Annotated in this window: 20 protein-coding genes and 1 pseudogene; 4 read left to right on the top strand and 17 right to left on the bottom strand. The window is 44.3% G+C overall.

The features are described 5' to 3' along the window. Positions 1–13 precede the first annotated feature (13 nt). From gpsB to KH172YL63_RS13225, 5 genes are all read right to left on the bottom strand, one after another. Complete coding sequence (gene gpsB, locus KH172YL63_RS13205) at positions 14–322, bottom strand: cell division regulator GpsB (RefSeq protein ID WP_173106541.1); 309 nt, start codon at positions 320–322, stop codon at positions 14–16. Between the two features lie 97 nt (positions 323–419). Beyond that, positions 420–977, bottom strand: a complete 558-nt coding sequence (locus tag KH172YL63_RS13210) for an SLOG family protein (RefSeq protein WP_173106542.1) — start codon at positions 975–977, stop codon at positions 420–422. A gap of 253 nt (positions 978–1,230) precedes the next feature. Continuing rightward, positions 1,231–1,524, bottom strand: a complete 294-nt coding sequence (locus KH172YL63_RS13215; protein WP_173106543.1) for a CotD family spore coat protein — start codon at positions 1,522–1,524, stop codon at positions 1,231–1,233. Positions 1,525–1,876: 352 nt separating this feature from the next. Next, on the bottom strand, positions 1,877–3,142 hold the full coding sequence (locus tag KH172YL63_RS13220; protein WP_173106544.1) for a ribonuclease H-like domain-containing protein: 1,266 nt from the start codon (positions 3,140–3,142) through the stop codon (positions 1,877–1,879). Between the two features lie 17 nt (positions 3,143–3,159). Then, positions 3,160–5,427: a DEAD/DEAH box helicase gene (locus KH172YL63_RS13225; RefSeq protein ID WP_173106545.1), complete on the bottom strand. Its 2,268-nt coding sequence runs from the start codon at positions 5,425–5,427 to the stop codon at positions 3,160–3,162. Between the two features lie 171 nt (positions 5,428–5,598). Between KH172YL63_RS13225 and KH172YL63_RS13230 the strand changes: the two genes are divergently transcribed. Further along, positions 5,599–6,048: an Hsp20/alpha crystallin family protein gene (locus KH172YL63_RS13230; protein WP_232066025.1), complete on the top strand. Its 450-nt coding sequence runs from the start codon at positions 5,599–5,601 to the stop codon at positions 6,046–6,048. A gap of 205 nt (positions 6,049–6,253) precedes the next feature. On the opposite strand, the gene KH172YL63_RS13235 is transcribed toward KH172YL63_RS13230, so the two are convergent. Further along, the gene (locus KH172YL63_RS13235; protein ID WP_232066026.1) at positions 6,254–6,760 is read right to left on the bottom strand and encodes a YppG family protein; all 507 of its coding nucleotides are present in this window, start codon (positions 6,758–6,760) and stop codon (positions 6,254–6,256) included. 211 nt (positions 6,761–6,971) lie between these two features. On the opposite strand from KH172YL63_RS13235, the gene yppF reads away from it, so the two are divergent. Continuing rightward, complete coding sequence (yppF, locus tag KH172YL63_RS13240; protein WP_173106547.1) at positions 6,972–7,154, top strand: YppF family protein; 183 nt, start codon at positions 6,972–6,974, stop codon at positions 7,152–7,154. A 97-nt stretch (positions 7,155–7,251) separates the two neighbouring features. Here the strand turns inward: yppF and KH172YL63_RS13245 are convergent, their stop codons facing one another. The 3 genes from KH172YL63_RS13245 to KH172YL63_RS13255 all read right to left on the bottom strand — a co-directional run bounded on the left by KH172YL63_RS13245 (position 7,252) and on the right by KH172YL63_RS13255 (position 9,309). Beyond that, a complete protein-coding gene (locus KH172YL63_RS13245; RefSeq protein WP_173106548.1) occupies positions 7,252–7,608 on the bottom strand; it encodes a YppE family protein in 357 nt (118 codons plus the stop codon). A 71-nt stretch (positions 7,609–7,679) separates the two neighbouring features. Next, the gene (locus tag KH172YL63_RS13250) at positions 7,680–7,934 is read right to left on the bottom strand and encodes a hypothetical protein (protein ID WP_173106549.1); all 255 of its coding nucleotides are present in this window, start codon (positions 7,932–7,934) and stop codon (positions 7,680–7,682) included. Positions 7,935–8,295: 361 nt separating this feature from the next. Further along, positions 8,296–9,309: a DUF2515 family protein gene (locus tag KH172YL63_RS13255; RefSeq protein ID WP_173106550.1), complete on the bottom strand. Its 1,014-nt coding sequence runs from the start codon at positions 9,307–9,309 to the stop codon at positions 8,296–8,298. Between the two features lie 114 nt (positions 9,310–9,423). Between KH172YL63_RS13255 and recU the strand changes: the two genes are divergently transcribed. Continuing rightward, on the top strand, positions 9,424–10,032 hold the full coding sequence (gene recU / locus KH172YL63_RS13260; protein WP_173106551.1) for a Holliday junction resolvase RecU: 609 nt from the start codon (positions 9,424–9,426) through the stop codon (positions 10,030–10,032). Between the two features lie 104 nt (positions 10,033–10,136). Further along, positions 10,137–12,827, top strand: a complete 2,691-nt coding sequence (locus tag KH172YL63_RS13265; protein ID WP_173106552.1) for a transglycosylase domain-containing protein — start codon at positions 10,137–10,139, stop codon at positions 12,825–12,827. Positions 12,828–12,900: 73 nt separating this feature from the next. On the opposite strand, the pseudogene ltrA reads toward KH172YL63_RS13265, so the two are convergent. From ltrA to KH172YL63_RS13305, 8 genes and pseudogenes are all read right to left on the bottom strand, one after another. Then, positions 12,901–14,164 (bottom strand): annotated as a pseudogene (ltrA, locus tag KH172YL63_RS13270) (group II intron reverse transcriptase/maturase). 587 nt (positions 14,165–14,751) lie between these two features. Next, positions 14,752–15,255 (bottom strand): YpoC family protein, encoded by a 504-nt coding sequence (locus tag KH172YL63_RS13275; protein WP_173106553.1) that lies wholly within the window; start codon positions 15,253–15,255, stop codon positions 14,752–14,754. Beyond that, complete coding sequence (gene nth, locus KH172YL63_RS13280) at positions 15,252–15,908, bottom strand: endonuclease III (protein ID WP_173106554.1); 657 nt, start codon at positions 15,906–15,908, stop codon at positions 15,252–15,254. The genes KH172YL63_RS13275 and nth overlap by 4 nt, the downstream gene beginning before the upstream one ends. Before the next feature lie 115 nt (positions 15,909–16,023). Next, positions 16,024–16,734: a DnaD domain-containing protein gene (locus KH172YL63_RS13285; protein ID WP_173106555.1), complete on the bottom strand. Its 711-nt coding sequence runs from the start codon at positions 16,732–16,734 to the stop codon at positions 16,024–16,026. Between the two features lie 192 nt (positions 16,735–16,926). Beyond that, entirely contained in the window at positions 16,927–18,219 is a 1,293-nt protein-coding gene (gene asnS / locus KH172YL63_RS13290; protein WP_173106556.1) for an asparagine--tRNA ligase, read from the bottom strand. A 145-nt stretch (positions 18,220–18,364) separates the two neighbouring features. After that, entirely contained in the window at positions 18,365–19,555 is a 1,191-nt protein-coding gene (locus KH172YL63_RS13295) for a pyridoxal phosphate-dependent aminotransferase (protein WP_173106557.1), read from the bottom strand. A 17-nt stretch (positions 19,556–19,572) separates the two neighbouring features. Then, complete coding sequence (locus tag KH172YL63_RS13300; protein WP_173106558.1) at positions 19,573–20,049, bottom strand: cell wall elongation regulator TseB-like domain-containing protein; 477 nt, start codon at positions 20,047–20,049, stop codon at positions 19,573–19,575. A 12-nt stretch (positions 20,050–20,061) separates the two neighbouring features. Beyond that, a complete protein-coding gene (locus KH172YL63_RS13305; protein ID WP_173106559.1) occupies positions 20,062–20,232 on the bottom strand; it encodes a YpmA family protein in 171 nt (56 codons plus the stop codon). Positions 20,233–20,460 lie beyond the last annotated feature (228 nt).

Here is a 20,460-nt window from a genome sequence, read left to right on the forward strand (position 1 = left end):
TCAACCGGAAAAATCAATCGTATAATTTATTGCCAAAAACGTGCTTCTCTAAATTAGACAGCCGCTTCAGAATATCGAAATTCGTCGTGCCCGTCTGTTGTGTCGGAGCAGCTGAGCGCTGTTTCATTGCTCCTTCTGCCTGTTTCTTCAATCGGAGATTTTCCTGCATAAGGTCTTCTATTTCCTGATGGAAGGTTTCATAATCTTTGATGATCAAGTCTAGAAATTTATCTACGTCTTCTGGTTTGTAGCCCCGCATCCCGCTTTTAAACTCTTTTTCGAGAATATCCTTGGCCGTCAATTTCACTTTGTCTGAAATCATTCTTTTCACCTCTATATTAATCATTATTATTTTTTCAAATAACCATCATTTTGTCAATCGATTTTCTGTCAGGAAGTGTATCAGCCCCGGAAAACGATCATTCATGTTTCCATTGTTCTTCTTCGACGATCCACTGAAGATCCTGAAAGCCGATTGCCCTGATATCAAAGGATGGATCGTTTTCTTTCTTCCTTTTCGCCTCTTCATAAAAGTACTTCGGCGAACCTTCTTTTTCATCATCATAGAGGATGACGAGGGCTTGACTTTTCTGTAGAAATAATTGATTTTTATTTCGGAACTGCTGCGGGGTCTTATAGGGTTCTTTGGAAATCGTCTCGACAAAATCAGCCTGAGACAGAATCATTTCATAGTATTCTTTATTTTGTTCATTCCACTTCTCTTCTTGAGAAATGAAAGGCGTCAAGACAGCAAGCTTTAAATCGGGATAGTCCTGCTGCAGGTCGAAAACGACTTCAGCCCCCCATAGTTCTACACCGAGCTGTCCGCTGATGAGGACCCATTCCAATCCGTCATCGGCTAAGGAAATCAATTCCTTCTCGATCGCCCGCTTTATGTAATAAACCGCTTTGTCGTCTTGCTTGAAAATTCCCAGCTCAAAGGATTTATATCCAGTTATGCATGCCACGTTACCCAACTGCAAAACTCCTTTAACTTACTTTGGGTACCGACCATTCTCCTTACCGAATAGTGTACCCCAATCCTTTACACTCTATTGTAACATATTTCGTGAAGTGCGAGGCCCATACAACGAACATAATACCATCAAAAAAAGATGCCCCAAAGCATTCGCTCACATCTTTAAAGTGATACAGCGCATATGGGCTGTATCACTCAAGCAATGAAACGATCACTTTTAGAAGCATCCCTCTAAACTTTATGATAAATCCTTATCTTCCCATGCCGTATGGGCCGAATGGCGGTCTTGGACGAGGTCCGAATCCCGGGCCACCAGGGCCTCCTGGTCCCCCACCACAGTTAAACTGTTGATTTGAGACATTGTCCACTTGTGATTGTGTTTGCGGGAAATAATGCTTATGTTGATACATCACATTATTTACATTGGTCGTGTGAGTCGGGTGGATATGAGGCACCTCTAAAATCGTCATGTTTTGGTTCACACAACACTTTGTAGGGTGCACGACTGCAGGGAGTACTTGATTGGGTCTAGGTCTACAATACATCGTAACGCTCTCCTTCCATATCTTAGTTGTTACAATAATAGCCTATGAAACGGAGAGGGTACATGTACTAATGAAAATACCTATTTTTAGAAAATCACTTGCAGTGGATTACATAAAGCTATATAAACTTTGCGAATAATTGGTGAAAACGAAAGCCGTCAAACCAATCACAACAAAGAATAGAATAAGAATTGCCCGGTTCATTTACATCATCCCATCTAGATATCAAAAATTTTCAACACAGTTACATATTTTACAACTACTTTTGAAAATTCTCAATATAAAAAAAAGGACTTTGTGCCACTTTTCTTATAATTATTCCTGAGAGGGGAACCACTGTATTTTCTTATGATCAGTGAGGTGCCTCTTTGTTCAACTTTCGCTCCAATCTCTCCATGCGGTGATACAGTTTTTCCAATCTCAATTCACGCTCTCCATCCTGTCTTTCTATGGCCAGAATATCCCGGCACCTATCTATCGCAAGCCCGAAGTCCTTCGTTTTATGCTCGTACAATTTTGCCAGTTCCAGTAATGCCTGCTTTCTGATCGGGTCCGGCGCCTCTTCCCTGATGCTTTCCCAAAGCTCCAGTGCTTTATGGACTTCTTTTTCTTTTTTGTACTGAAAGGCGAGCTGGTGAACGGCTTCATAATTTGGATGTTCTTCTTCCTTAATAATTTCCTGGTAACGTTCTTTGGCGATTTCATTGTTCCCTGTGTATTCAAGCCATCTTCCGACTTGGAACCTTTCCTGCCCCGTTGCATCCCGGTGAACGTTCAACAACTGATGGGACAGATGGGTGTAAAGCGTGATAAGTGACAGGATATCCAGCTCATTATGGGTCATCACCTTGAAGATCCCTTCAGGATCCTTTCGTTCAATGTAATCGAAATAAATCATCGGGGCCAGGTACCCGGGTACATCATCCACCCTGTGAAAGCCGAGTATTTCCTTTTCGACATTGATCAGTTTTACAGACTCCAGTTTATGTTTAAAAAGCCTGCGTGAACCGTGATAAAGGTCAAAGTGTCCAAAAGAAGGCAGCTTAGGCACATGATCTTTAATGAGTGTATGCCTTGTTTTCACCTGCGGCCAGTCAAAGGCCTTCCCATTATAGGTGACAAGTGTCCGATAATCGACATTTCTCAAAAAACTATGATACAACGGGACTTCACTGCCCGGGCGGGGCAAGAAGTGCTGTGTGACAATCACTTCTGTGTCAGTGACCCGGCCATGGCCCAAAAGGAAAATCGTATTTCCGACGCCCCCGCCAAGTCCCGTTGTTTCTGTATCAAAGAAAAACATCTCGTCATGTCTCAGACCTTTGGCTGAAAGAGGATGTTCGCCGGAGAAATCCTGCCATGCCTTTACTGCAGAAATGAACTCCCTGAATGAATAGTCTCCGTGGTGATTGTCGATTGGGTACCGTATTTCCCTGACCAGGCAGTAATCATCATCCAAAGTGTACGTTGTCGTATTATTTTCTTTCCATGCTTCCAGAAAAGGAATGTCATGAGAGTGGTCTGTTTCTACCTCAGGAGGCTTGTTTCCACTATTATCCTGATCCTCATCCCGGATGATGTGTTTTTTCATCCGGGTTAATTTTGATTTAAGGGACATGGATATCCCTCCTTCCGTTATTTCTGAAGGAAAAGGTGGAGAAGTTTCAGACTGTCCACTTTGGCGGTTTCCAGGGAATGGTCCGTCCCTATGCACGATGGGCAGCCGCTCTTGCATGGACATCTTTCAATCATTGCTGTCGTTTCCTCAAGGATTTGCTCTATCTGATCATACACCTTTTCACTTAATCCGATCCCTCCCGGATAACGGTCATAAATAAAGATGGTCGGCTGTTCATTGTGTGCCGCCTTAATTTGCGGAACGACAAATATATCACTGGGATCGCACATCACAAACAGGGGGATGATGGATTTCAGGCTTTGTGCGGCACCGATCAGCCCTTCTTCGAGCCGTTCCTGACTGAAGGAGCCAGATTCCTTCAGGGAAATCCAGCTGGAACTCGTATGAAGCTCCTCTTCCGGCAGATGGATCGGTCCGGAACCGATATTTTCATGGGTATCAAATTTTATCTTTTTGAAGATTGTCGCCATGGCCTGAACGGTCACATCCCCGTAAGACACATCAAAGCGATCCGATTCCCTCATTTTGTCCGTTTCCAATACCCTCAGCTGAACGGCGAGATTGGCATCTGTAAAGTAGTCGACATCCACTTCACGGACATAAGCCTTCTTCTCGTCCCAATCGAGTTCTTCCACTTGGAACTGAACCCCCTGATGCAGGTAGATCGCTTCATCATGCAGCAACGTCATGGCAGAAAAGCGATCCATTTCACCGATCACTTTCACGGCTGAAATATCGGTTTGGTCGATGATGATGACATTCTCCTGTGATGCAGACCGGAGGCTGATGTTATGAGCAGGGAATGCATCATTCATCCAATACCATTTATCCCCGTTCTTATGGATGACCCTTTCTTCTCCGAGAAATTCAAGGATATCTTCGATTCCATGTTCCCCGAATTCCTCACCTTCCTTAAAAGGCAGTTCATATGCCGCACATTTGATATGGTCGATGAGGATGATCAAATTATCAGGATTGATCCTTGCCGTCTCCGGCGTCTGCTTGAAGAAATAATCCGGATGCCCGATGATGAATTGATCCAGGGGACTTGAACTTGCCACCATGATGACAAGGGATTCCCCGTGTCTTCTTCCTGCTCTTCCTGCCTGCTGCCAGGCACTGGCGATCGTGCCGGGGTAACCCGTCATGATGCAGACCTGTAATTGACCGATGTCGACGCCGAGTTCAAGTGCATTGGTGCTGACGACGCCATATATCTCACCTGTCCGCAAGCCTTTTTCAATCTCTCTCCGCTGCGTGGGCAGATACCCCCCTCTATAGCCCCGGATTGATTTGGCACCGAGCTGATTCTTCACGAGCTCCTGCAGGTAGGTAAGAATGATTTCCACCCTGACCCTGCTTCTGGCAAACACGATGGTCTGAATTTTATTCTTCAATAGTTCCCCGGCAAGCCTCCTGACTTCAAGGGTTGCACTCCGGCGGATATTCAAAGGTTTATTCACAATCGGCGGATTATAAAAGACGAAGTGTTTCTTCGCACTTGGCGCACCGTTATTATCGATCAAAGCCATATCAGAACCTGTCAGATGTTCAGCCAGTTCTTTTGGATTTGCGATGGTCGCAGATGTACAGATGAATACCGGTGAAGCGCCGTAAAATTCACAAATCCGCTTTAGGCGTCTGATCACGTTGCTTACATGTGATCCGAACACCCCTCTATATATATGAAGCTCGTCAATGATGACGTATTTAAGATTTTCGAATAATGAAACCCATTTTGTATGATGGGGCAGGATAGCCGAGTGGAGCATATCGGGATTGGTGATGACGATATGTCCCGCTTTCCTTACCTTCTGACGGATGTTCGCCGCAGTGTCTCCATCGTATGTATAGCTGTTGATGGCAGCATCTGCTTCTGAAATGATTTCGTTCAGCTCACTCTTTTGATCCTGTGCCAATGCTTTCGTCGGAAAGATATAGAGCGCACGTGCATCCGGCTGCTCCATAATGGTCTGAAGCACGGGCAGATTATAGCATAGGGTCTTGCCAGAGGCTGTCGGGGTTACCGCAGTGAAGCTCTTCCCCTCCATCGCATGCTGAAATGCCGTACTTTGGTGGGTATATAGTTGCTCAATCCCTCTTTTATGCAGGGCTTTTTTAATTCTGTCATCTATTTCAGCAGGCATGTCCACCAGCTGGGCAGGTTTTTCATCAATCGTATGCCAGTGGATGATCTGCTCATTGAAAGCTTTGTCCTGTTTAAATTGCTGTATCAACTGTTGAAGGTCGTTTTTCCTAAACATCTTCTTCACCTCTCCTTCCATTTTACCGAATCTACGTTCGGAACTAAAGGGAAAAGAAAGAATATCATCTTCTCATTTTTATCCAGCAAAAAAAAGAAGCAGGACAAATGCACAACTCCAACAGGACGCCATACACTGATATGAAAACGTTTGTGTGAAAGGAGAATGACCATGTCCAACGATCCGTCAAAAAAAGGCTTTGGGGACCTGATGCATACAATGAATGAGTTTTTTCATGAAAGGCCGATGAGAGGAATGCTTCAAAGCATCGATGAATTTTTTGCCTCCTCCGCCAATCCATTTGGTTCATTTCCGATAGACATCACTGAAACCGATGACCACTATATTGTGACAGCAGAACTTCCCGGCGTGAAGAAGGATCAGATCCACCTGGATGTATTCCCGCAATATATGACCATTTCAGTTTCAGACAGAGAGCTTTTCACCGAGGAAAACGAAAAACAACAAATCATCAGAAGAAGGCAATCGATGAAAAAGAGCACCAGAACAATCCCCTTTCCAAGACCAGTAAAAGAGAAAAATGTGAGAGCTTCCCACCATGATGGATTATTGACAGTGGAGATAAAGAAGGATTCAGGAAAGCGGATATCGATCGATTGACCCTAAAGGTTATGGAGACCAAGTTTTGAGCTGTGCAGGGCAGGGCGGATTTCCCTCGTATTCTTCGCTCTGCACACAATTCAACGGGCTGAAAAATAAAGATCCGAACGGACTCGATTTTCATCAAGTTCCCGTTCGGATCTTTGCTGTCTCCGTAACCTTTTTCATCATCATATCTCACCCATTCGGTCAGCATCATATCCCGTTAAAAGATTTTGAATATCCCGCCCAATCCTTTTACTAATGAAGAGACCTGATTGATTGCCCCCATCATTTGACCGGTGGTATTCATCATCTTGCTGTAATCGAGCGAACCATCCTGGGATTTGAAAGAATTCATGAAATTACTCACACCCCCTGAAGAAGGTTTCGTCAAAAACGACGCTTTTGGGTATGGATTGGCATATGCCTGCTGGTCCTTCGCCTTCATTTGGTATGGATTGTATTCTTTTTGCTGAAGAGGATTTTCAAAATATGGATTCATTTGCTGAGGCTGGGGCGGAAAACTTTGTTGATAATGATTTACCCCATTCCCCGGTCCTGAATAATGGCCATCGAAAGAAGGTAAATAATTCAACTGATAACCTCCATAACTCGGCGGCCTCATCCCCTGTGAAGGATAGTTCATCACCTGTCCCATGTTCATTTGCTGTTGATTGTAATATGGATGATAGTGGTTAGGCATCTGCCATGTGTATTGTGAAGAATTCATACTTAGCCCCCCTACTTCATAATGGTTACTATACATTATGATTCCACTGAACCGATGGTGAATCCACCCATAAACATAATTCGACAAGAACGAGAAGAATGTCGGAAGTTACACTATTCTCACAACTTAGTGAAAGGGTTTTCTATGATAGGATAGAGGTATAGAACAGCTTGTTGTTTTGCATGAAATATAAGATTTGGGAGGAATGAAGATGAACCTGAATGAACTGATGAATCGATATGAGAGCAGTAAACAATATCAAGCAACAGATCACCAAGAACTTCTGACGATGGCCAAAAAACTTTATATTTCGAATGAGATTTCTTTTCATGATTACAGAGATTTAACAAAGCAGATCAACATCGAAGAAACACACGTCATCCATACGCCATAAATGGAAGACATTTAACCAAATGAAAATCCGGACGAGGACTCGATATCTTTATGAGATACGAGCCCGTCCGGATTTTTTTATTGCATCTCTGCAAGCTTCATCCTTCGTTCAGAAAGTCACACTGTGTAAGGAGGACGTATGAAACAGATTGGTAGTGACTGATGAAACGGTTGTAACTCGATTCCGGGAAGAAACAATGTACAGACAGCATTTCGATATTGTCATACGTATTCAAAACCTGGGGCAGATGAATATGTTTTGGCTTATGTTCCCTGATCCATTGCATCGACCATTCTTTCCATGCGTCATTCTTTTCCTTTACTGTATCAGCAAAAGGCTTCACTTCAGTGTAAAAGTCTCCTTTTTCTCCTGATTCTCTTCTACTTTTATATTCGCTCATCATCTTTTCGACAAGCATGATGAGTTCTTCTGTAACTTGCTTCAATTCTTTCAAAAAACAGACCTCCAACTTAAAAATAAACAAAAATAAAAAGTAGCGATGAGCTACTTTCATATAAAGTCAGTTTATGACGTCTTATAAGATAATTCAAGTTTTTGTAAGGCAAAAGTCTTTTCTCTATGTCTGACGGGACCTTTAATTGCAGCAGTATTCTTTTCGAGTGCACTCAGCTGACAATCCATTTTAAATATCCCTTCCTCTAAAGCCTTACATCCATCCTTCTCTTCAACCGAAATCCGGTCATGCAGATTCTGCTCTAATTGATTGAGACTTTCTTCGATTTCAGCTAATTTCAACATAATATCTTGTTTTGGAAGCATGAGAATTCTCCCACCTTTTTTTTGGATTAATACAGTAATTCTCCCTTTAAAGGCACTTCCCTTCCCCACTGACAAAACTAGAAGTGTTTCGCCAAAGAAAGTGCAAAACGGACATCCAACCCTAAATGTTTCGACAGTCCTGTATAAAAGGACGTTAAAGCAAAAATACTAACAATGGAGGTGTTTCATGATGAAAAATCAAAAGGATCAACAAACCAAAAGGGCAACAGCCACAAACAGAACGGAAACAAAAGCATCTAAAGGGAATCCTAAATTAGAAGGCGAAAACAGACCTTCCACTTAATGAATGAAGTTGAAAAGGCCAATGCGCGGTAACTGCGCATTGGCCTTTTCAACTTCATTATCCCCAAGGGAAAATCCTTCCGACCGCCCCTTTGACCTTTGCAACTAGCCGGAGCTGGGATTGTTTATGAAGAAACCATTCTGTCAATACGATTTCAGGGAGGCGCGCAGGCTCTCTGTACCAGCCGGGATTTACTCCCCCTTCCCTCCACCAGTCTGTCCGCTCTTGCCAGTGATGGGGAATCACTTCATACACCTCTCTCAGTTTCGGGGTGTTTGTCCCAGGTGCCGCCTCACAGTACATTTCATAATCTGTCCTTGATCCCGTATGCTCCACCTCCAAAGCAAACTCCGTGAAGGACGGATGATATCTTGGATCGAATAATACCTTATACAGCAGATTGCCAAGGAGGATCCGGTTATCGACTTTCCGGAAACCATGGACACTGCTCCCGAACAATTCCCCCTGAAGGGTCGGAAACAAGACGGAACTGAAATGCAAATGGTCCTCAATAAAGAATAGCGACGTGCCGAATACCCTTCCTTTATATACCTCGTGCTCAATGACAGGCTGCTGGATGATATGCTGCTCATTGATAATGAGTGATTGCACCAGCCTGTCCCCGTCCCTATAGTCCCAGTAATGATTCCATTCCTCTTCCATAAATCTTGAAATACGAAAATCCCTGCACAGGTGAAACATTTTTCTACCATATATCGTCGAATAGTGATAAAGAAGGAGCTGAGCAAAGGCATCTTGAAAAATGCTCCAATTCGCCCTTTCATATGTCATAAACAAAACATCCCTTGTGCGAGGACCGAGGAGGCGCAGGAAGACATCACTTTTCAAATCAGTCATATTCCACCCTGCATTCCGTGAAACCATCGCAGCAAGGAACGACCATTTGATATCAGGATGAAGAAGGTAAAAGTTTTGATATGCCATCGTCCTTGATATATTATCTTGATTGAAAGAATTCACCAGGGAAGTGACTTCACCGATCCACTCACCTGTACGTTTAGGTTCAGGGATATAGGGTAAAAAGCGATAAGTATTGTTGAATTTTTTCATCCTTCCATCCCCTTAATCAGATTACTTATAGCGTGATGTGATTTGTAAACAATTATTCACACATATTGGAGTGGTTTCTGTTATGATATAGATTAGTCTGCGAGGTGGATTACCATGAAATTCCATTACCCGAATGGAAAGAAATATGTGGAAGCAACACTACCCTCAAAAAAACCAAGAGCTAAAACGAAACAGGTATCGTACAGCAATAGAGGGATGACATTAGAAGAAGATATCAATGAAACGAATCAGTATTATTTGACCTTTCACAAAGCGGTCATCCATAAAAAACCGACGCCTGTTCAAATCGTGGATGTCCATTACCCTTCAAGGAGTGCTGCCGTCATCAAGGAAGCCTATTTCAAACAGCCTTCCACTACTGACTACAATGGCGTGTACAAGGGAAGATACATTGATTTTGAAGCGAAGGAAACGAAGAATAAAACTTCTTTTCCACTTAAAAATTTTCACGAGCACCAAATCCGCCACATGGAAGCGGTCGATGCACAAGAAGGGATTACGTTTGTGTTAATCCGCTTTTCTGTCACTGAAGACGTTTTCCTTCTCCCATACGGTCCTTTAAGGTATTTTTGGGACCGGATGCTTGAAGGAGGAAGGAAATCCATCACACGGGATGAACTGGAGGAGAAAGGGATCCTGATTCCGCTCGGCCTGCATCCGAGGGTCGATTATTTAAAAATAGTCCATCAGTTATATTTTTAGTTAGATGAAATTGGGTTAATCTATATTTTGTCTCATTATGAGTAGTATATTTTTAATCTTAGACAATACTAAAAACACAGAAGATTTGAAAGTGAGGAAACAATATGGCTGGTCAATATAAGTCAAGGGAAGAAAAACGCCTGGCCCAACAAAAGTCAAAATCCAAAAAGAGCAATAGAAAAGGCTCAATGGTGAAGCGTGTCATTATATCATTATTTATCATCGGCATCATCGGAATGCTCGCTGGAGCAGGCTTGTTTGCTTACTACGCGTCAAGTGCGCCGAAGCTTGATGAAAAGTTATTGAAAGATCCGATTGCTTCTGAAATATACGATATGAACGGAGATCTGATTACAACGGTCGGAAAGGAAAAACGGGAGTATGCGAACTTCGATGATATTCCACAGGTCATGCAGGATGCAGTTCTTGCGACCGAGGATAACCGTTTCTACAAACATAACGGAATCGATCTGATCCGTCTCGGCGGAGCGGTCATTGCCAACGTAACAGGCGGTTTCGGATCTGAAGGTGCTTCCACGATCACCCAGCAGGTCATTAAGGGCTCGTTCTTAAGCCCCGAGAAGACGCTGAAAAGGAAAGCCCAGGAAGCATGGCTTGCTTTGAAGCTTGAGCAGGAATACACGAAGGAAGAAATCTTTGAAATGTATTTCAATAAAGTGTATATGTCTGCAGGGATCAACGGGATGGCAACGGCTGCAGATTACTACTACGGCAAAGACATCCAGGACATTAAATTGCATGAGGCGGCACTGATTGCCGGACTTCCTCAAAGTCCTAACAATTATAATCCTTTCAAATTCCCTGAAAAAGCGGAAAAAAGACGGAATATCGTGCTTTCCTTAATGGCTCAGCACGGCAAGATTTCAGAAAAAGAAAAAGAAGCGGCTCAGGCAATCCCGATCACAGAAGGATTGGTATCTGCTGAAGATATCAAGGAAAAGAGCAGCGATAAATACCCTGCCTTCGTTGATGCCGTCATCGATGAAGTACAAGATATGGGTGACTACAACTTATTTTCCGACGGTTTGAAAGTGTATACGACAGTCGATCCAAATGCCCAAAAACGCTTGGAAGAGATTCTTGCAGGTGAAGCCACAAGCTTCAACTATCCTGAGGCTGCAGAAGAACCTATGCAGGCAGGTGTGACCCTCCTCGATACGAAAACCGGGGAAATCCGGGCAATCGGAGGCGGTCGTGAACAGGATCCAGAAGTAAAACGAGGCTTCAACTATGCCATCGATTCAAAACGTCAGCCAGGATCCACTATCAAGCCATTGCTTGATTATGCCCCTGCCATTGAGCATTTGAAATGGTCGACGTACCATATTCTGAAAGATGAGCCTTATAAGTACTCTAACGGCACGGAATTGAATAACTATGACGGCCGTTTCAAAGGTCCGATCACGATCCGGGAAGGGCTCTGGGATTCACGGAATATCACCGCCCTCAAAGCATTCCAGGAAGTCGGTCCTGAGAAAGCAGAGGATTTCGTCAATGGACTCGGATTGAAATTCGATCATTATTATGAATCTGCCTCTATCGGCGGCGTGACGCCAGGCGTGAATTCAGTACAGATGGCCGGTGCATATGCGGCGTTCGGTAATGAAGGAATCTACAACAAGCCTCATACCGTATCGAAAGTCATATTGCGGGACGGTGAAACAGAAATAAAGCACGACGAGAAACCACAACCTGCGATGAAAGAATACACAGCGTACATGATTTCTGATATGCTGCAAAGCGTCATCGATCATCCTCAGGGAACAGGAAAATTCGCTAAAGTACCGGGCCTCCCGATGGCAGGGAAATCAGGTACGACGAACTACTCTGAAAAAGAAAGAGAGAAATATGGCATTGCAAAAACAGGGGCACCTGACTCATGGTTTGTAGGCTATACAACGAATTATACAGCAGCCGTATGGACGGGATATAAGACACAATCGATTCCGCTCTCCCCTACTGACCGACGTGTCGCTCAATATATCGTCAGTGATTTGATGAGCTACGTCCACGACGGGGTCGATACACCTGACTTCCATAAGCCGGACAGTGTAGTGGAATCAAAAGTGGAAATCGGAAGCAACCCTCCGAGACTGCCAAGCGAATATACGCCTGATGACAGAATCATCACCGAATTATTCGTAAGGGGTACGGAACCTTCCAAAGTATCTAAGGAATACGATAAAATTGACTCCCCTTCCAACCTGAAAGGGAAGTTTAATAAAAAAGATCAAACAATCACACTTGGCTGGGATTACGGAAAAGGAAAAGATGTGACGTTCGAAGTATCTGTTTCCATTAACGGTGAAGCGAAACAAGTACTGACAACAACAGATAAAAAAGGTTTGAATGTTGAAAACATCCAATCCACGGGCGCATTCATGTTTGAAGTAGTGGCCATTTCCGGAGATCAGCGCAGTAACCCTGCATCTGTAACGGTGGAAGTAAAAGCCGAGAAAGATGATGAAGACAATGCAGGTGAAGAGAACGAAGGAAACAACGAAGATGGAAACGGAAATGACCAAGGAAATGAAAATGGTCAAGACAACGAGAATGAAGACAATTCCGGCGGAGAAGGTGGAAATTCAGGTGGTGACGACGGCACAGCACCTCCTGAAGGAGACGGCACCGGGTCTGACGACGGTACAGGCGGCTCAGGTGGCGATACCGGAGGAAATACCGGCACCGGGTCAGGTACGGGATCAGGCAGCGGATCCGGAACGACAAATGGTACACCAGCCACTCAATCCGACTCCAGAAGATCACAGGAATAATCGAGTAGGAGGGGATGATTAATCCCCGACCTCTCACACCACCGTACGTACCGATCGGTATACGGCGGTTCAATCAAGATGGTTGACGAAGACTTTCATACCTACCGATAAGACTTAGGAGCCCTTGGCGATTCCAAAAGGAATTGCCAAGGGTTCTGTGTAGTATTGGACTTTGTGCGACCCTCCAATATCCCCTTCCGGGTATTTCCCCATTCATATGCCTTCCATTTTGGAACGCCGAGCGCAATGAGGTTACGGACTTTAGTTTTCGGCAGTTTCCACTGCTTCCACAGACACATTCGCAATCTTCTTCTGATCCATGCATCCAGGTATTTTAGGAAGCTGTGTGTATCAGCCAGCTGAAAATAGCCGATCCATCCCATTAAATATTGGTTCAGCTTTCTGATTCGTCCCTCCATCGACCATCCTGAAGATCTGGAAGTTAGATAACGGATTTTCTGTTTCAACCGTTTTATACTTTGGGAGGCAACTCTGACTTTTGGTTTACGATTCGATGTAAAACTAAAGCCAAGGAACGTTCTTCTCCAAGGTCGGTCCACCGCAGATTTCTTTCGGTTTACCTTCAGTTTAAGTTTCTTCTCAAGAAACGTTGTCACTGAAGTCATCACCCGGTTACCGGCTTTTGGCGAACGGACAAAGATATTACAATCATCTGCGTACCTTATAAAACGTAGCCCCCGTTTCTCTAATTCCTGGTCCAGCTCATTCAAAATGATGTTAGAAAGCAATGGACTGAGAGGTCCGCCCTGTGGCGTACCTTCCTCGCTTTTCACCTTTACACCTTCTATCATAATTCCTGCATTGAGGTAAGAACGAATCAGTTTCAGAAGTGCTTTGTCCTTTACTTTCTTCGCCAGAAGACCCATGAGCTTATCATGATTCACTCTGTCAAAGAATTTCTCTAAATCTATATCGATAACCCAGCGATATCCTTCCCGGATATACATCTTCGCTTTTCTAACGGCGTCATGGGCACTCCGATTTGGTCGGAACCCATAACTATGATCAGAGAAGGTCGGCTCGTATATCCCGGAGAGTATCTGGGCAATTGATTGTTGAATCATACGGTCTGTCACCGTTGGGATGCCTAACAACCGGACGCCGCCGTCTGGTTTCGGGATTTCGATTCGACGTACCGGGTCCGGCTTGTAGGTTCCCCCAAGGAGATTCTTGCGAATCGACTGCCATTCGCGCATGATATGCGATCGCAGGTTTTGTACGGGCATATCATCCACGCCATGGCTTCCCTTATTACGTTCTACACGTTTCAGTGCTTCAAGCATATTCGGTTTAGACAGAATCATATTCATCAACATCACTGATATTCCTTTCCTTCGTGTGTCACGTTTCCTCTTTCGATGGCCCTGCCTCACACTTCCACCAGCCCTCACGGAATTCACCGTTACCTCTAAATGGACAGCTCTTTTCAGATTGTCTGTGAGTCTCTCAGTTACCATGAGCCAGGTCGTGACACTCTCTTGATTGTTCAGTCCTTCCCGGCTTCCTCGAGAAAAGCCGGTACTATGACCTCGGCTGACTTCTGGCGGTTCAGCGGAGAATCGCTTCTCCGGTTACCAAGTGTTCAAGGCGTATCCGCCAGATCTCCCCGGGTAAGAGTGTAATCTTTCCCTCCATCTATCCGCCTCATTTACTTTCTGCACCTTCGACAGTTCGGACTTCATCTTGTATTGCAGACTCATCCAGTGCAACAAGCCTTATATGAGATTCGTGTTCCCCGGACCGGAGGTTTGCCGCCCGCTTCCTTCAGATTCCAGGTCACCCCGGACACCCTTGCGTTAAGCTAACCGCTACAACTGTCTTCACGGCTCGGGACTCTCACCCTATAGATTACACCCATGCCGGGCGCACAACGAAAGGCAACGGGAGAACTCCTCCCGTTGCCTTATTTTTTTCTATATTTTTTTAACGCGACCTGCTTGGCAAATAGTTTATGGTGTTCAGTAAAAAGCTGTGAAAGCTGAACATAAGCGTGATAAATGGATGCATTGGAACGAATGAAACTCAACCTTTCCGCTGCATTCACCGGCTTGATTGGCAGGCTATCTATCTTTCTCTCCCAATCCTTCAGCTGGACCGGCTGGCGGTTACTCCAGAATAAGAACATTAGAAATGCAGCAATCTCCCTTTTCATACTTTCACCGGTATGCTTGGAGCGGGATTTAAACAATGACTTGAGCTTCTCCTCTTCTTCTTTCCAGCATGAGAGGATTGAAGGAATGGCATCCTCGGGCTGGTTCCATGGGCGGACGTCCAGTTCGATTCCATTGTAATGGCGGATTTCAAAAGAGAACAGCGTGTGAACCGCCAAGTCCAACTCCACCACATCACTTGTGAAAAAAAAGGGATCCTTCAGCTCCTCTGGGACATTTAATACGGACATACTCATACCTTCGCCTTCTTTTTGAGTCTCTTTTGTCCTTCCCTGCACAAGTCCACCAATGGACATACCTCACATTGAGGTGATTGGGCCTTGCAGTGATAGCGGCCAAAAAAGATTAAGCGGTGATGGGTTTCCGACCATTCTTCCCGGGGAATCTTTTTCATCAGCGTCTTTTCCACTTCCAATACACTGTCTTTCCACCTGCAGATCCCCAGTCTTTTACTGACTCTCTCTACATGGGTGTCAACAGCTAAAGCCGGCACACCGAATGCAACGGACACGACGACATTCGCGGTCTTTCTCCCCACTCCAGGAAGCTTCACGAGATCTTCATGGCTTTCCGGCACCTCTCCACCATATTCGGTCAAAAGGATTTCGCACAGCTTGCGTATGTTCTTTGCTTTGTTCCGATACAGGCCGATTGAGCGGATATCCTGCTGCAATTCTTCCAATGATACGGCTATGTAGTCTTCAGGCCGCTTATATTTTTCAAACAGACCTTTTGTTACCTTATTGACAAGTGCATCCGTGCATTGGGCAGATAACAGCACCGCAATGACGAGTTCGAACGGATTTTCATGACGGAGTTCACAATGGGCATCCGGGAACATCCTTCTCATTTCATCCAGGCATATAGTGATTTGTTTTTTATTTAACATGAATCGATTTACCTCCATTTTGTCAGGGAGACATTGCTCCTTGGCCATATAGAAAACAGCTCTTCAAGTAAAAGGACTGAACGCCCACTGTATGAACGTCAGTCCCTCTCTATTTCTATTGCTCAAGCCAATTGTAAAATGGTACTGATTTTCGCTTTTGAGATGCCGGGGCATCATTTGGCGCCGGCGTCTTTTGATGTGAGCGGAAACGTTGGCTCTGATTGCGGGCATCTTCGATCGTCTTGACCCCATTTTTCTTCCATTCAAAAAGGATACGATCAATATATCTGAAGTTCAATTTCCCAGAAATGACGGCTTCCCTTAATGCTGCTTTGATGATGGTGGCATTATGATCATCCTGATCCAGCCACATGGCGAGCGTCTCACATTCCAGCGGGGAAAGCGGACGGCCAAATTCTTGCTCAAAAGTCGAATAAATATCAGCTTCTTCTTCCATCGACTGTTGCATTTGTTTCATCTTCGAATCCTGAATCACGAATTCAGCCATCTTTTCCCACAGGGGATTGAGTGAATACTTCTCAAAAAGGATGCCTTCTGCAGAATGACCTTCCTCAATCGCCAGGTATTGCTGTTGAATCAGCTTTCGCAGAAGGGATGAACAAAATTCGCTTGAAAGACTCATAGGTTTGGAAAGCTCTTCAGGTGTCGGAAAATGATTGCCTTTTTCCAGATGACCATAAATATGAAGAAGCAAAACAAATTCACTTTCATTCAAACCCATCTCATGATAATTCGATAATAATAATTGCGGGATATTCAGTGTCCCCTCTTCTATCCAGGACACCATCAAACGTTTATAATCCATAATCGGTACACCTCACTCATAAGTATATCATGATTAACTCTATGTGGACATGGCTATGGATTAGAAGAAATTTGGAAAAAAAGGACGTTTTAACTCTTTCAGCATTCTCCTGAACCGGACTGCACACACGAGGAAAGAAAAGAACCGGCCAGGATCGCCTGTTGGCAATCTGACCGGTCCGGGTTCGGTTTATTATGGATATAAGCGGTTCAACAGACGTGGGAATGGGATGGTTTCCCTTACGTGATCCACTCCGCTGATCCAGGCAACTGTTCTTTCGAGTCCAAGACCGAAACCTGAATGAGGTACAGAACCATATTCTCTTAATTCCAAGTACCATTTATATGCATCGGTCGCAAGCTCATGCTCTTCAATGCGGCGCTTCATAAGCTCTGCATCATGGATTCGCTCCGAGCCACCGATGATTTCTCCATAGCCTTCAGGCGCAATAAGGTCGGCACACAGCACGACATCATCACGATCTGGATCAGGCTGCATGTAGAACGGCTTTAATGATGTCGGGTAATGGGTGATGAATACCGGCTTATCATAGCTCTCTGCGATCGCCGTCTCATGTGGCGCACCAAAGTCGTCTCCCCACTCGATATCATCAAAACCTTTTTCATTTAATAATGTAAGGGCATCATCATAGGTGATGCGAGGGAAAGGTGCCTTGATCTGTTCTAATTTAGAAGTATCCCTTCCTAATCTCTCCAGCTCAAGCTTGCAGTTTTCCAATACCGATTGAACGATATAGGATACATATTGCTCCTGCACTTCCAGGTTATCTTTAAAATTATAGAAAGCCATTTCAGGCTCAATCATCCAGAATTCAATCAAATGACGGCGTGTCTTTGATTTTTCAGCCCTGAAAGTCGGGCCGAAAGAGAATACTTTCCCTAATGCCATAGCGGCTGCTTCCATGTACAGCTGCCCGCTCTGAGAAAGATATGCATCTTCTTCAAAATACTTTGTGGCAAATAACTCAGTCGTACCTTCAGGCGCACTTCCAGTCAGGATCGGCGGATCTACCTTAACAAATCCTTCTTGATTGAAAAATTCATAAGTGGCACGGATGATTTCGTTACGTACTTTCATAACAGCATGCTGTTTACGGGAACGAAGCCATAGGTGACGATGATCCATCAAGAACTCTGTACCGTGTTCTTTCGGTGTAATTGGATAATCCACTGCTTCATGGATCACTTCAACGCTCTTTACCTGCAGTTCATATCCGAATGGTGAGCGTGAGTCTTCAGAAACCGTTCCAGTCACATACAGGGATGTTTCCTGTGTTAACGATTTAGCTTTTTGGAACATTTCCTCTTCTACTTCACTTTTCACGACAACACCCTGAATGAATCCAGTTCCGTCACGAAGTTGAAGAAAGGCAATCTTCCCACTTGAACGTTTGTTGGCAAGCCAAGCCCCGATGGTGACTTCTTCCCCGACAAACTTACTTACTTGCGATATAGTAGTTTTCACAATATTTTCCCTCCAAAAAACGTAAGACGCTTATGTATCGATATTTATTATACATTTACCGGTACACCGTCGCAATAGATTGAGTAAAACGAGATCATTTTAAGGAAAAAGCAGACCGGTTATTGACGGCCTGCAAACCTCTCACTTATTCACTTTTATTTACGACAAATTCATGCATACGGCCGATTGCTTTTTCTAGTGCGTCAAGGCTTGTAGCATAGGACAAGCGGATATTGTCGTCTGATCCGAAACCTGAACCAGGAATCACCGCAACCTTCGCTTCTTCAAGCAAAGCTTTCGTAAAGGCATCGACATCATCGTATCCTGTCATTTTAGCGGCTTTTGAAACATTCGGGAATAAATAGAACGCACCTTGTGGCTTTAAGCAATGAAAACCGGGAATGGCGTTCAACTTATCGATGACAATATTCAAGCGTTCTTCAAATGCAGCCCTCATTTCCTCTACCGGCTGTTGATCGCCAAGATACGCAGCGATTGCCCCATATTGGGAGGTTGTTGTTGGATTCGAGGTCGAGTGGCTGGCAAGATTGGTCATCGCTTTAATGATGGTTTGATTCCCTGCTGCATAACCAATTCTCCATCCGGTCATGGAATGGGATTTCGACACCCCGTTGATGACGATGGTTTGTTCCTTTAACGCTGAAGATAATTCTGCAATGGACGTATGAGAATGCCCGTCGTACACAAGCTTTTCATAAATTTCATCCGATACGATCAAGATGTTGTGTTCCAAACACACTTCACCGATCTCCTGTAATTCCTCTTTGGAATACAGCATGCCTGTCGGGTTGCTTGGCGTATTGAGAATGACCGCTTTCGTACGGGTTGAAATGCTTTCCTTTAATTGTTGAGGTGTAATTTTATATTCATTTGCTTCTTTTCCTTCCACAATCACCGGATTCCCGCCGGCAAGCTTCACCTGCTCAGGATAGCTGACCCAATATGGCGTCGGGATGACCACTTCATCTCCATCATTCAGGATCACCTGAAATAATGTATACAGGGCGTGTTTTGCCCCGCTTGTTACAATGATCTCCGATGGTGAATAGGACAGATTTTGATCGGTTTGGAACTTTTGGATAATCGCGTCCTTCAAGGCAGCCGTGCCTCCGGATGGCGTATATTTCGTATGGCCTTCCGTCATCGATTCGTATGCAGCCTGGATGATGTGCTGCGGGGTATTGAAGTCCGGTTCACCTGCCCCAAGGCCGATCACATCGATCCCCTGTGACTTCATTTCCTTTGCTTTCGCGGTAATCGCTAAAGTAGTAGATGGTGTTAATGCACTCACTCTGTCAGCTAACGTAAATTCCATTGACTTATTCCCCCTGATCATAAGTTTTCGATCTTCCTCCACCATTCTCCGGTAGAAAATAATAGATAGAAATAATTTAAATTGTCCTGGTTATCCAAATACGTAATTTCCCACACCGGGCCAACCGATTCATAGCCCAATCGGACCGATAGAACTTCTTTAGGCTGCTTCTCATCTCTTAGTTTACTGAGGGCCTGATCTTTTGATAGACCATCTGCCCATTTCCGTTCAACAATCTTCCCTTTTTCATTCGGTATCCAAGCTACCATCGTCTCATTATTGCTGTTCTTCCCGGTCACAACCACATAGGGCTTTGAACCATTGTAAAAGCTGGTGTTTTCCACTGACTCAATTGACGTTTCTTTCTCGACCCTTAAAAGGGCCTTCTCTATCTTCAGATCCAGGGGATTACGGGAAGTCTGGTAGAGCAGAATCGAAGCTGCAGTGCCTATGACGATGAATACGGCTGCGGCGATTGTTATCCATTTTTTCATATCAATCACTCTTTATGTACGATAAATTGTTAGTACTGCTTGATTTTGATCTTCCGGATCTAATGCTAAACCAAACATATAATCATCTTTTTTTAACGTTCTATTCAATGTATCCACGATTTTATATAAATTATCCGTGTATTCGATACGGACGGTGGAAAGTATTTCAATTCGGCTCTCCATGGTGCTCCTCCTTTATGATGCTCGGGTGTATTCGTTTGTTTTCATTCTGACATGAAAACTCTACACATATTATAACAACATTGAGCACCGATATGGTAGAGGTTATCATAAAAATGAAACGGATGCCATAAGCTTATAGGCTGTTTTCCGTATACGCCGCTGCTCATAATCAGATTCCGGCTCAAGCACTCTTTGCAACAATCCTTAAGGAAATACTGTCAAAAAAGG

The organism is Bacillus sp. KH172YL63 (assembly GCF_011398925.1).
Taxonomy (GTDB): Bacteria; Bacillota; Bacilli; order Bacillales; family Bacillaceae_B; genus Rossellomorea.

Bases quoted from the DNA above. Each gene is read 5' to 3' on its own strand.
- KH172YL63_RS13230 (WP_232066025.1), top strand. From the start codon at position 5,599: ATGTCCAACGATCCGTCAAAAAAAGGCTTTGGGGACCTGATGCATACA.
- KH172YL63_RS13250 (WP_173106549.1), bottom strand. From the start codon at position 7,934: ATGCTTCCAAAACAAGATATTATGTTGAAATTAGCTGAAATCGAAGAA.
- KH172YL63_RS13225 (WP_173106545.1), bottom strand. From the start codon at position 5,427: ATGTTTAGGAAAAACGACCTTCAACAGTTGATACAGCAATTTAAACAG.
- KH172YL63_RS13265 (WP_173106552.1), top strand. From the start codon at position 10,137: ATGGCTGGTCAATATAAGTCAAGGGAAGAAAAACGCCTGGCCCAACAA.
- yppF (WP_173106547.1), top strand. From the start codon at position 6,972: ATGAACCTGAATGAACTGATGAATCGATATGAGAGCAGTAAACAATAT.
- KH172YL63_RS13220 (WP_173106544.1), bottom strand. From the start codon at position 3,142: ATGTCCCTTAAATCAAAATTAACCCGGATGAAAAAACACATCATCCGG.
- KH172YL63_RS13305 (WP_173106559.1), bottom strand. From the start codon at position 20,232: ATGGAGAGCCGAATTGAAATACTTTCCACCGTCCGTATCGAATACACG.
- nth (WP_173106554.1), bottom strand. From the start codon at position 15,908: ATGTTAAATAAAAAACAAATCACTATATGCCTGGATGAAATGAGAAGG.
- KH172YL63_RS13300 (WP_173106558.1), bottom strand. From the start codon at position 20,049: ATGAAAAAATGGATAACAATCGCCGCAGCCGTATTCATCGTCATAGGC.
- recU (WP_173106551.1), top strand. From the start codon at position 9,424: ATGAAATTCCATTACCCGAATGGAAAGAAATATGTGGAAGCAACACTA.
- gpsB (WP_173106541.1), bottom strand. From the start codon at position 322: ATGATTTCAGACAAAGTGAAATTGACGGCCAAGGATATTCTCGAAAAA.
- KH172YL63_RS13255 (WP_173106550.1), bottom strand. From the start codon at position 9,309: ATGAAAAAATTCAACAATACTTATCGCTTTTTACCCTATATCCCTGAA.
- KH172YL63_RS13285 (WP_173106555.1), bottom strand. From the start codon at position 16,734: ATGGATTATAAACGTTTGATGGTGTCCTGGATAGAAGAGGGGACACTG.
- KH172YL63_RS13295 (WP_173106557.1), bottom strand. From the start codon at position 19,555: ATGGAATTTACGTTAGCTGACAGAGTGAGTGCATTAACACCATCTACT.
- KH172YL63_RS13275 (WP_173106553.1), bottom strand. From the start codon at position 15,255: ATGAGTATGTCCGTATTAAATGTCCCAGAGGAGCTGAAGGATCCCTTT.
- KH172YL63_RS13235 (WP_232066026.1), bottom strand. From the start codon at position 6,760: ATGAATTCTTCACAATACACATGGCAGATGCCTAACCACTATCATCCA.
- KH172YL63_RS13215 (WP_173106543.1), bottom strand. From the start codon at position 1,524: ATGTATTGTAGACCTAGACCCAATCAAGTACTCCCTGCAGTCGTGCAC.